The sequence below is a fragment of the Pseudomonas sp. GG8 genome (assembly GCF_052976945.1).
Genome location: NZ_JBRIIP010000001.1, coordinates 703447 through 715006 on the forward strand (window position 1 = coordinate 703447; position 11560 = coordinate 715006).

The 11560-nt window shown below is 57.9% G+C and carries 9 protein-coding genes; 7 read left to right on the plus strand and 2 right to left on the minus strand.

The window, feature by feature from the left end; translation table 11 throughout:
• Positions 1 to 135: 135 nt before the first annotated feature.
• On the minus strand, positions 136 to 2685 hold the full coding sequence (gene secF, locus ACVBEG_RS03505; RefSeq protein ID WP_447107397.1) for a protein translocase subunit SecF: 2550 nt from the start codon (positions 2683 to 2685) through the stop codon (positions 136 to 138).
• A 151-nt stretch (positions 2686 to 2836) separates the two neighbouring features.
• Between secF and ACVBEG_RS03510 the strand changes: the two genes are divergently transcribed.
• Positions 2837 to 3502 (plus strand): response regulator transcription factor, encoded by a 666-nt coding sequence (locus ACVBEG_RS03510; RefSeq protein ID WP_322278347.1) that lies wholly within the window; start codon positions 2837 to 2839, stop codon positions 3500 to 3502.
• Positions 3492 to 4919, plus strand: coding sequence for a sensor histidine kinase (locus ACVBEG_RS03515; RefSeq protein WP_322177874.1), 1428 nt, complete (start codon positions 3492 to 3494; stop codon positions 4917 to 4919). Before ACVBEG_RS03510 ends, ACVBEG_RS03515 begins: the two co-directional genes overlap by 11 nt.
• Positions 4920 to 4954: 35 nt before the next feature.
• On the opposite strand, the gene ACVBEG_RS03520 is transcribed toward ACVBEG_RS03515, so the two are convergent.
• The gene (locus tag ACVBEG_RS03520) at positions 4955 to 5698 is read right to left on the minus strand and encodes a hypothetical protein (protein ID WP_322177875.1); all 744 of its coding nucleotides are present in this window, start codon (positions 5696 to 5698) and stop codon (positions 4955 to 4957) included.
• Between the two features lie 514 nt (positions 5699 to 6212).
• Here ACVBEG_RS03520 and ACVBEG_RS03525 point away from each other — a divergent pair.
• From ACVBEG_RS03525 to ACVBEG_RS03545, 5 genes are all read left to right on the plus strand, one after another.
• Positions 6213 to 6689, plus strand: coding sequence for a WbuC family cupin fold metalloprotein (locus tag ACVBEG_RS03525; RefSeq protein ID WP_322177876.1), 477 nt, complete (start codon positions 6213 to 6215; stop codon positions 6687 to 6689).
• A gap of 277 nt (positions 6690 to 6966) precedes the next feature.
• The gene (gene hflK / locus ACVBEG_RS03530) at positions 6967 to 8001 is read left to right on the plus strand and encodes an FtsH protease activity modulator HflK (protein WP_322177877.1); all 1035 of its coding nucleotides are present in this window, start codon (positions 6967 to 6969) and stop codon (positions 7999 to 8001) included.
• A complete protein-coding gene (hflC, locus tag ACVBEG_RS03535) occupies positions 7998 to 8879 on the plus strand; it encodes a protease modulator HflC (RefSeq protein WP_322177878.1) in 882 nt (293 codons plus the stop codon). Before hflK ends, hflC begins: the two co-directional genes overlap by 4 nt.
• A gap of 3 nt (positions 8880 to 8882) precedes the next feature.
• Entirely contained in the window at positions 8883 to 10139 is a 1257-nt protein-coding gene (locus ACVBEG_RS03540; protein ID WP_322177879.1) for an NRAMP family divalent metal transporter, read from the plus strand.
• Positions 10140 to 10177: 38 nt separating this feature from the next.
• Complete coding sequence (locus ACVBEG_RS03545; protein WP_322177880.1) at positions 10178 to 11521, plus strand: TerC family protein; 1344 nt, start codon at positions 10178 to 10180, stop codon at positions 11519 to 11521.
• Positions 11522 to 11560 lie beyond the last annotated feature (39 nt).

Genomic DNA, 11560 nt, shown 5'->3' on the forward strand with positions numbered 1-11560 from the left:
CGTCGCATTTGTCAAAAATACGTTCAAATCGCGTGAAAAAAACCTTAAAAACAAGCGGTTCGTCTTTCGTTGCAGCGCTCCCCCGGTCAAGGGTGGCTGCGACGTTGACGCGTTAAGGGCTTCGTTTCAGAGCGGTCAGTGAGTCGTTTTACTGTCGATTTTGGCGAGTAGCGTTGTCAGGGCCGAGGCGCAGGCTTTAGGGTCCGGGCTACCGGACCGCAGTTGCGACAAGGCCCGGTCGATGGACTTATCCACAGCGGTCCAGTCACTGGGGCTCATCGGTTGAAGCTTTTCTTCGCCTTGGTCCCAGGCCGTTTCCAGATCGGTAATGCGTGAACGTGCAGCGCTCATGTCACCGGCATCGACCAGCGCAGAGGTGTCCAAGACGATTTTTCGGTAGGCAGAGAGATCGCCCAGAGGACCGCCAGCAGTGCTCACGCGTGCTGCGACCTGACCTTGTTGGCTTGCGAACTTGGCGATCAGGGTTTGCAACGATTCATCAATGGCGGCCTTGTCCGGGGTACCAGAGCGCAATTGCACGAGGGCTCGATCAATGGATTTATCCACCGATGTCCATCCTTCCTGGCTGCGTGCCTGAAGTTGCTTGGCCGAGGCGTCCCATGCGCTTTCCAGATCCTTGATGCGGGCTTTCCCCCCTGCGATGTCACCGGCTTTTACTTTGGCAAGGATGTCGCTGGCGATGGCTGAAAAGGACGAGAGATCGCCTAGAGAGCCTGTGGTTACTAGCGTTTGAGCGCTTGGCGATGCTTGAGGGGTGAGTGTCGGTATCCAAAACCAGCCGCCCAACCCGATGACGGCCACGGCCAGCAGGAGGCTGATAAAGGGGCGCGACGTCAGGCGGGGAATGGTTGAGCGCCTATCGGGTCTGCTTAGGGACCGACTGTGCAGCGTGGCCCAGAGGGCGCCGGAGATGAAAATCGACGACACCGCGCCGCACATCAACCCGATCACCAATGCCAGCGAGAACATTTGCAGCGGTTCGCAGGCGAATAAATAAAGACTGGTCGAGGCCATCACCACGGTCAGTACTGTGTACAGGGAGCGCCCCAGAGTTTGCTCGATGCTCTGATTGACCATGCTCAACAAGGAGGCTTCGTCTGGGGTATTGGTCCGTTTGAGGTTCTCGACGATGCGCCCGAAGATCACGATTTTATCGTTCAGCGAGTAACCGATGATGGTCAGCAGCGCGGCAACGTAGGTCACATCGATTTCGAACTTGAAGAGCGCGAAAACTGCCGAGACAAATAGCAGGTCGAGGATGATCGGAAGGACCGTGGCCACGGCAATGGCCCAGGAAAACCGAAGCCCGATGTACAGGGTAATGCTGATGAATGCGGCCAGGACGGCATAGATTGCACGGGTCGCGAAGTCGCGTGCGATGCCTGGGTCCGCCGTATTCTCTTCATACTCGACCTTCTGGTATTTCGCCTGGAAGGCTGAAATGACCTGTTTCAACTCAGCGGGCTTGAGGACTTCATCGAAGCGGGCCGCTATGTGTTCGTTCTGCGCGCCACCTACCGCCAGCGTCGCCGGAACGATCCCGGCAGCGGTCATGATCTGTGTGGCGTCGCTCTGGGTTGTCGGGCGATCAATGTCGATATCCAGCGCAGTGCCGGACGTGAAATCGATATCCAGATTGAGTCCGTGCGCACGGTAATACAGCGCACCACTGGCGATGGTCAGCACCGAAAGAAGGATTGCTGTTTTGCCGAACTTTACGAAGCCGAAAAAGTGTTTGCGCGCGTTGCGCGGCTTGCCGCTACCGATCAACCAGGTCCGTGGCAACCAACCCGAATCCACCAGCCACAAGGTCAGCGTGCGCACCAGGAAATAGTTGGTGCAAATACTGATCACGATGCTTGCCAGCAAGGTCAGCGAGAATCCCTGGACCGGCCCGATGCCTGCGGCAAACAATGCGATCATTGCCAGCGCAGTGACCAGATTGGCGTCGCGAATGGTCGGGAATGATCCGTTGAAGCCAATCACCACCGCTGTTCTCAGGTCATGGCCCCGCGCGAGCTGTTCGCGGGTGCGTTCGAAACAAATGATGCTTGCATCCGCCGCCATGCCGATCCCCAAGACAAAGGCGACTACCGCAGAAAGCGACAGGGTCGCGTGTGATGCGTTGAACAGAATGATCAGCAGCCACAGGTAGACGACGGTGCAGAATGCGGCGATCAGCCCGGCCCCTCGGTACAGCACCAGCAGCAAGAGGAAGATGCAGGCGATACCGATAACCCCAGCGGTCATGGTTTCAGTCAGAGCCGTCTTGCCAAGGACGCTCCCGACCGTTTGGGTGTATTTTTCCGTGAGTACCGTCGGTAGCCCGTGGGTGTCGCCCAGCAGTGAGCGCGACTCATCCGCCGACGTCAGTCCCGCCAGCTTCACGCGGATGTGGTCTTCACCCTCGAGACGGATATCAGGCTCAGACATGCCAATGCTGTCGGCCCGTTGGCGCAGGATGTCGACGGTATTGAGTACATCCTGTTTGGACAGCGTCTGCTTGCCTGGCTGCGGCGTAACAACGTAATAAATCTCATAACCTCCGCGAAACTCCAGGCCGAATCGCACCTTTGAAGCAAGGGGCGCGAACGACAAACTGATCAAGGTGGCCAGCAGGCCCACCAGCAGCACAAACAAAATACGTTGTTTCGATTGAGTCATGATCGTTGTACCCGGACATGCGTAATTGCCGGGCAGTCTATTGAGGTGCGAATGAATGGATCATTAACGATAGAAAGCGACGCAAAGGGGACGACTTTATGGCTAAGTACGAATGCGGTAGCGTGTCGCGAACGATAAGGCGAGGTGATCGATGAAGGCGCTTGTGGTCGAGGACAATGTACTGCTCGGCAAGAGCGTCAGGCGTGGTCTCGAAGAGGGGGGCTGGGTGGTCGATCTCGCCCTGGATGGCAAGGAGGCACTCTATTTCGTCGAGTCCAGCGAGTACGACGTGATCGTGCTCGATTGGATGTTGCCCAAGTTGTCGGGCCTGGATTTCGTCAAGACGGTGCGTGCGCAGGCAAGAGAAGTGCCCATCATCATGGTCACCGCCAAGGGCGATTTGCGTGACAGAGTCGAAGGTCTCGATCAGGGGGCCGATGATTATCTGGTCAAGCCTTTCGACATGGTCGAGCTGATTGCCCGGGTCAACGCGCTTTACCGGCGATCCACTGCTCGTGGGGCAACGTTACTGGAACTGGCAGGCCTGAACATCGACCTTGCGACCATGAGCGTGACGATCAACCAAACCCCCTTGGTGCTGACGGGCAAGGAGTATGACCTGCTCGTGGCCCTTGCCAGTAAAGCCGGGCAGTTGGTCAAACGCACCGCGATCACCGGTTTGCTGTACTCCCTGGACATGGAGCCGGACAGCAATAGCCTTGATGTGCTGCTCGCGCGCCTGCGCAGAAAACTGATGGGGTCGGGCATAGAGATTGAAACCTTGCGCGGCAAGGGGTTCACACTTCGTGTGGCTTAAGCTTTCGCTGAATATCAAAATAACGATTACGTTATTCGTGGTGCAGGCGAGCGTGTTGGCGCTGAGTGTCCTTTGGTTGAGCCATTGGGTGGAGGCGGCTCGGCTGAATGAGTTGCGCCATCATCTGGATATTCAGTCAGATGTCATCGAGGCGCTTATCCTCCCCAAGGCAGGCCAACTGGTTTATCAGCGCAGCGGCGAGTTTGCGCAAGAGCTGGATCGTGACCGTGACGTCTATTTTATCGCGGGGGGCGAAGCAGGACCTCCGATTTTTGAGTCCCAAGGCCCCTCTGAGAAAATCCGCAACACCTTGCGCCAGCGCATGACGACCTTGAAGGTGACAGGCGAAGCATCCCGGTTGCTGAGCACTGAGTTTGGCAAATGGCTGGTTCAAAGCGGGCAGATAGAGCGTCAGTCCGGGGCAACCACCCTTCAGACGACGGTCACCGTGGCACTCAATGCTCAGCCCATGCTCGATGCTGTGAGTGAGTTCAAACGGCTGGCCACCCTGGCGGCGATTGGTATTTTGCTGCTGACGGCACTGGGTAGTTTTCTGGTGGTGTCTTATTCCACACGAAATCTGCGCAGTTTTTCGCGGCAGTTACGCTTGCTCAAACCCCCTGAGTTTACTCAGCGCGTGGTGTTTACACCTCATTCGGCAGAGGAAAAGCTGCTGTTCGACAGCTATGCTGAGATGGTGCATGCGGTGCGGACTGTTCTGGAAAACCAGCGTCTGTTCATTGCCAACGCGTCTCATGAGTTGAAAACGCCCATTGCCGCAGTGACATCTGCATTGGAGGTTATTCTCATGCGCCCCCGGGAGGCGCAAGACTACGCGGACACCTGCCGAGATGTTCTGGCGGAGATGCAGGTCTTGAAACGGTTGTCGTCGGCGCTAATGGACCTGGCACGACTGGACGGCGCCCAAATCGCCGGGATCAATAGTGAATGTCGGCTGGATGATGTCGTTCGCGTTGTAGCCGCCCGTTGGCAGCGGCAGGCTCAGGCCAAAAACGTGGCGCTTTCTGTGCAGATTGACGCAGGCGCACGTTACGAGACGCCCGGCTCGCTTGAACAGTGGGAAGTGGTGGTTGGAAACCTGGTCGACAACGCGATCAAGTACACGGCGGATCAAGGTCATGTATGGGTGAAGTTGAGCGCGTCGCCGGACGGCGATTGGCAATTGTCGGTCGAGGACGACGGCATGGGTATGACCTCGACGGATCTGGAGCAGTTAGGGCAGGTCTTCTTCCGAGCGGATACTGCACGCTCGGATGGAAGCTCATTCGGCCTTGGTTTTGCCCACGCCAAACGCATCGTTGAACAACTGGGTGGGCGGATGAGTGTGCAAAGTGTCAAATGTTCGGGCACCTGTGTGACGTTATTGCTGAAGACGTCGCAGTTCCTGGCCGGCTAATCCCGGAGTGTAATAGGAAAACTGCTCCTGACCACTTACATAGGCACGGGTTGATTCGGCTTGATATAGGCAACTGATCGACGTATCCGGTCAGCGAGGGTGCTGTCTGCATGCTGGTTGTGGTAGTGAAAGATAGCGGTTGCGCGCAAGGCATCCGGGTCAGCCGGTAGATTGGTGTGCAGCGAACGGTAGCCCCAGAACAGGTAGAGGTCGCCCGGTCGCATGTGGACTCGGGTGAACCGCTCGGGGTGCTTCGTGTACTCCTTTAGCCGCCGACGTTGTGCCCAGCGGTTATCGACGCGCAGCTTGTCGAGCAGGTTAAAGGCATAGGTTTTCCGGAGGGGGCGGTGGTTTGGCAGCATGATTAAATCGCCAGGATTATCCGGCATACAGACCGGCATGATGGTGGTCAGTACGAAGGAGTCGTAGTGGAAAATCGAGGACTCACGTTGACCTTGCTCACCGGTCAGGCAACGCAACACCTGATACAGACGCTGCTCGGTTGAATGTTCCCCCGTCGCGGCTGTAACGATACGCTTGCATAGATCGACGAAGTACGGGGAGCGGCCCCATTCGTCCAGGAGCGAACCGGCAACAGCTTGGTGCCCGGTCAGGGCAACGTAGTTGTTACCCGCCGCTACGACGGCGTCTGTGACCAAGGCCTGTAATTGGGTCAGCTCTGCGCTCGTCGCCCAGCCGGGTAACACGGCATAACCGTTGAGATCGATCGCCTCAATGAGAGACTTTATCTGTTCATCTGAAAACGTTGTGTATTGCATGGCTACATTCCCGACTTTCTTGAAATAGAAGGGGCGTTCGTAGGCACTCATCACAACATGGATAACGGCGTTGGGTGATGCCCACTCTCGCGTGGGTAGCGCACGGTTGATAATGCCGAGGGCACGTTTAATAGTGCGTCGATTCGTTCAGCGCTTTTAAACTATTCAATTACCGGTGTAGCAAAGCTTGTCGTCCGTGAGAACAGAGGCCACACCGACCTTCCAGACAACGCACAATCCGTCGTCTGGCAGTTACACTTTGAGGCTTCCCACGTGCATCGCCGTTTCATGAGCGTGCTCAGGGGGCCGAAATTTAGCGTAGCAGCTACTAAACATTATGCTGGCCGTGCCGAAAAATATTGTTGCGCTGAGCTGTGCACACAGCAGCTCGCGTGCGTGACGGCCGCTGAATAGTGTCTAATGGCCTCCAACCACGCCCCGGCAGATGATGCCGCTTTTGTGCGCACAGGCGGACGGGGCCTCAATCACGTTTTACCTCTATCGGTAACCTCAAATGAAACAGATCACCCCGGCTGACCTGGACGCGCTAGGTGCCCAAGCCCAGCAATCCCCGCGCCTGCGCGCTAACCGCAACCTGCACGAGGAATTGGCTGACCCGATCCAGCGCCTGGCTATCGCCATGGAGCCAGGCACCTACGTACGTGCCCAGCGTCATCCCCATACCTGGGAGTTGCTCTATCCCTTGCGCGGTCGGTTTGTGGTGTTGACTTTCGACGACGCGGGTATCGTCATCGAGCGCACGGTATTGGGCGAAGACTGTGCGGTACTGGAAATTCCCGCTGGCTGCTGGCATGCGGTGCTCTCTCTGGATGAGGGCGGTGTGATCTTTGAAGTGAAGCACGGGCCGTATATGCCCGTAGCTGAAGCCGACTTTGCCGCATGGTCCGGTGCCGAAGGCAGCCCTTTGGCGACCGCGATTCTGGACGGCTATGCCACGGCACAAATCGGTCAGCGTCTGCCCGGCCTTTAAGATAAGAGTACGTTTCGGACGGATGCCCGGCCCACGGGCTGCCAGTGAATGCCCGGTTGGTCGGAAACGACGGCGCGGGCCGGGTGATTTGTCCGCAGGGGAGAGCGGGCGCAGCAGCGCTTGTTTTTCCGTGTAACGCATCGCCGCTCAGGGCTATTTTTAGCATGATCCAGGTCAGTGACGACGGTCGCCTGTTCAGGTATTCTGCGCGGCTTCGGCGACCCCTACCCCCCAAAAAGTAAGGTCCGCACGTCATTTGACGGACTGGAGCACTTGCATGACCGATAGTCCTGTTCCTGTTTCGACCGAACCCGCCAGGCTCTTCTCCACGCTGCGTGAACGGATCAACTACAGGGTTGCCATTCTGGACCTCCAGGGACGTGGTTTGGTATTGATCGGTGGGCTCATCGCTTTGGCATGGGTCACGTCGGGCATTTATAAAGTGCAGCCGGACGAGCAGGGCGTAGTGTTGCGCTTTGGTCGTTGGGTGGACACCACCGAATCAGGGTTGCACTACCACCTGCCCTATCCCTTTGAGGCGGTGTTGCTGCCCAAGGTTACCCAAGTCAATCAGCTGCAGCTAGGCAGCGCCAGCAGTGCCCTCACCACGGGTAACAGCGGTTCACGTGACAAGCAGATGCTGACGGGCGATGAGAACATCGTCGAGGCAGATTGCACGGTTTTTTGGCGAATCAAGGATGCTGGACAGTATCTGTTCAAAATCAGCGATCCAGAGCGCTCGATAAAAATCATTGCCGAAAGTGCGCTACGTGAAGTCATTGGACGCACGCCGATCCAGTCCGCCATGTCCGACAAACGAGCGCAGATCGCGGATGAAACACGCGAACTGCTGCAACAGCTGTTGGACAGCGAGAAGGCTGGCATCCTCATCACCCAGGTTCAGCTGCAACGGGTCGATCCGCCGCCGCAGGTTATCGATGCCTTCAACGATGTGCAGCGCGCACGCGCGGATCAGGAGCGCGCCCGTAACGAAGCAGAGGCCTACGCCAACGATGTGATCCCTCGTGCGCGAGGCGATGCGGCGCGCATCACACAGGATGCCGAGGCCTACAAGTCGCAGGTTGGCAACCTGGCAGAGGGTGAGGCCAAGCGTTTTCTGTCTGTTTACAACAGCTATGTGCAATCCAAGGACGTTACTGCCTGGCGTTTGTACATGGAGAGCATGGATGAGGTGCTGAAGAAGGCCTCCAAGGTCATCATCGATTCGTCTGGAAAGGGTATGTCCGGCGTGGTGCCTTATATGCCGCTATCCGACCCAGGCAAGTCTGTTCAGAAGGATGCCAAACCATGAACCCCGCGCTCAAATGGCTGATCGCCGGAGTCGGCATCGTTACGTTATGGGTGTTGGCATCGTCGGTCTATGTTGTCGACGAAACGCAGCAGGCGTTAATTATCCGCTTCGGCGCGCCGATGGGCGTGGCCGGTGAGCCCGGCCTGAAGTTCAAGGTTCCGTTCAGCGACTCTCTGGTGTTCTACGACAGCCGGTTGCAGACACTGACCTCGCCGGCCGAGCAGGTGATTTTGGGCGACCAGAAACGCATTGAGGTCGAGACCTACACGCGCTTTCGCATCAGCGACCCGCTGCGCTTCTACCAGGCGGTGGGTACGCTGGACCAGGCCAGCGCACAACTGACGCAAATGGTCAGTTCTTCGTTGCGGCGTGAGTTGGGTCAGGTGACGTTGCGATCATTGTTGTCGCCGGAACGCCAGCAAGAAGTCGCCACCATCGAGAAGGACGTAGCCAGCAAGGCTGTGGGACTCGGGATCGAAGTGAGCGAGGTGCGTCTACACCGTGCCGACCTGCCATTCGAGGCCAGTCAGGCGATCTATGACCGGATGAAATCCGAGCGTCAGCGCGAGGCAAAGGAGCTGCGTGCACAGGGCTTTGAATGGGCGCAACAGATCCAGGGCAAAGCTGACCGGGACCGTACGGTCCTGTTGTCGGAGGTCCAGCGCCGGGCTGCGATTACTCACGGTGAAGCGGATGCTGATGCCAACCAGATTCTGTCGGCCGCGTTTAGCAAAGACCCTGCGTTCTACAAGCTATACCGCTCGCTGCAGACCTACCGGCAGGCACTGGCGGAGAGTCAGCCGACGCTGGTGCTGACGCCGGACGCTGAGTTCCTGAAGCAATTTCGCACGGGTCCTGCCGCGACCACCGTGAAGTAAAGAATGCGAGTCATTGAGCTTCCTTCTGACCACAAAGCATTTTGGCAACGGCTGACACGCTTGTTCGCCGTCATGGGGCCGGGACTGGTCGTGATGCTGGCCGATACCGAGGCCGGCAGCGTGGTGACGGCTGCCCAGAGCGGTGCACAGTGGGGATACCGCTTGCTGTTGCTGCAATTATTGTTGGTCCCGTTGATGTTCATGGCCCAGGAACTGACGGTGCGACTGGGGTTGTGCACTGGTAAAGGTTATGTCGAACTGGTCCGACAGCGCTTCGGTCAAGCGGTCGCGATAGTGTCCGCAGCGGTGTTGCTGCTGAGCTGCTTCGGTACATTGGTTACGGAGATGAGCGGGCTGGTTGGTGCAGGCAGCCTCTTTGGAATCCTGGGCTGGCAAATTCTTGTGGCGCTGGTGGTGATGATTCTCGGCATGGTCCTGACCGGCTCCTATCACTCGGTAGAGCGGGTAACCATTGCTATCGGGTTGTTCGGACTTGCCTTTCTGGTAATGGCGTTCAAGGCCCACCCGAACGTTCATCAGATGCTGCACGACATGACTCAAATACCTCTCGCCGACCATGACTATCTGTATCTGGTCGCGGCAAATGTCGGCACCAGCGTGATGCCATGGACGCTGTTCTACCAACAGTCGGCGCTGATCGATAAAGGGCTGGACACGGGCCGACTTCGGCTGGCGCGAGTCGATACGTTGGTCGGTACGGTGCTGTGCCAGGTGCTGACTTCCTCGGTATTGATCGCCGCCGCCGCCACGCTGGGTGCGCACGAGCAGGGTGGAAATCTGGACAACATCGCTCAGATCGGCGATGCGTTTGGTGCGCTGATCGGCCCCAGTTGGGGCAAAGTCGTTTTCGCGATTGGGCTGTCCGGCGGTGCGTTAGTAGCAACTATTGTGGTCTGCCTGACAGCTGTGTTGGCGTTGGGGGAGGCGATGGGGGTACGCCACTCGCTGGAGCAACACCCACTGGATGCACCTTGGTTCTATGGACCTTTCGCGGTGCTGCTAATCGTTGGCGCGCTGCTGGTGGCCTCGGGCGTCAATCTCATCCGGCTGTCGATTGCCGTGGGCGTGGTTAATGCAATTCTGATCCCGGTGATGCTGTTGTTGCTGTTCTTGCTGGCGCGCAGTGTCTTGCCGGCAGCACATCAATTGCGGGGAGGGTACGCACTGGCTGTCGGCGTCATCTTTGTACTGACTTCAACACTCGGCCTGTATGCCAGCATCGCCGGTTCACTCGGGTGATTTTTATATGAAACATCTCCTTGCCTGGAAACAGTCCCATGATGTTTGAAGGTTTACTGCACGCGATAGGCATGATCTTTCAGATATCCCTGCTGGACCTGATTTTGTCCGGCGACAATGCGCTGGTGATCGCTCTGGCCTGCCGCGGGTTGCCAGCGAATCAGGTGAAACAGGCGGTGATGATCGGTACTGGCGGGGCCATCGTGCTGCGCGTGCTCCTGACCACACTGGCCGGGTGGTTGCTGCTGGCGCCCTTTCTCAAGCTCATCGGTGCGGGGTTGCTGATCGTCATTGCAATCCGGCTGCTGATCGAAGAACAGCCGGATGACGAGAGTGACTCCGTCGAAAATACGCCGACCACCCTGTTCGGGGCTGTGACGACCGTACTGGTGGCTGATTTGGTCATGAGCATGGACAACGTGGTCGGACTGGCGGCAGTGGCGCAGGGCAGTATTTTCTATCTGGTGCTGGGATTGCTCCTAAGCGTGCCGCTGTTGATGTTCGGGAGCGTGCAGATCACCCGGCTGCTTCATCGTCAGCCTTTTCTGGTCTCGGTTGGCGGCGCGCTGCTTGGCTATGTTGCGGGTGATATCGCCGTTTCCGATCCTGCGGTGGTGGGCTGGGTAAATACTCAGTCGCCTGCGCTGAACACAATGGTGCCGCTCCTGTGCGCGGCTTTTGTGGTCCTGCAAGCGCGCATTATTCATCGACAGCGCGCGACGGTTGCCAAGCCGGCACCAAAGCTTCGAAGAGCACCTCCGGCATCGGAGTCTATAGCGGCAAGCGTAGTTGCCGAAGTCGCTCGGGACAGTGTGTTGATCGTTGCCGTCGATGCCCTCACCGAGCGCGCTAGCGTGGGCGCGACCAGTTCTGCAGAATCGTCAGCTACAGCGCCCTCTACGGGAGGCGCCGAGTGGGTACTCGCCAGTGTCAACCCTGTTCAGGACAAGCCTGAAGCGGCAGCTGTCGCGCGCAGTGTTCCGGCCGAAGTGCCAGACCGTGGGCGTCGCGTCTTCGGGGGGCGTGTACAGATATTGGTAGGGCTTGGGGCTATAAGTCTTGTGAGCTGGGTTTTGTACAGCTTCATTGGCAGCATCGCGGGTGGCTTGCTGCCCAGACCCGTGGCCGACAGCGCCTATGTTTGCCCCGGTGCCATTGCCACTGTCTACTATCGGCCCGGCGGCAGTGCGATACGTATTGTCACCGGGAACGGAGAAGCGGCAGGCTACGTGAGCCTTAAAAAAATTCTCTGGGAGAACCCCGCAGCAGCAGTCAGCGCGCTTCACCTTACGCCCCCCAGTGAAATAGAGAAGACCAACAGCAATGTGGTGACGCTCAGCGGCGGTAGCTTCTCGCAAATTCAGTGTGCACGCGTCCACTAGTGTTCATGGAACCTTGGGCCGCTGCCTTTTTAGCGCAGC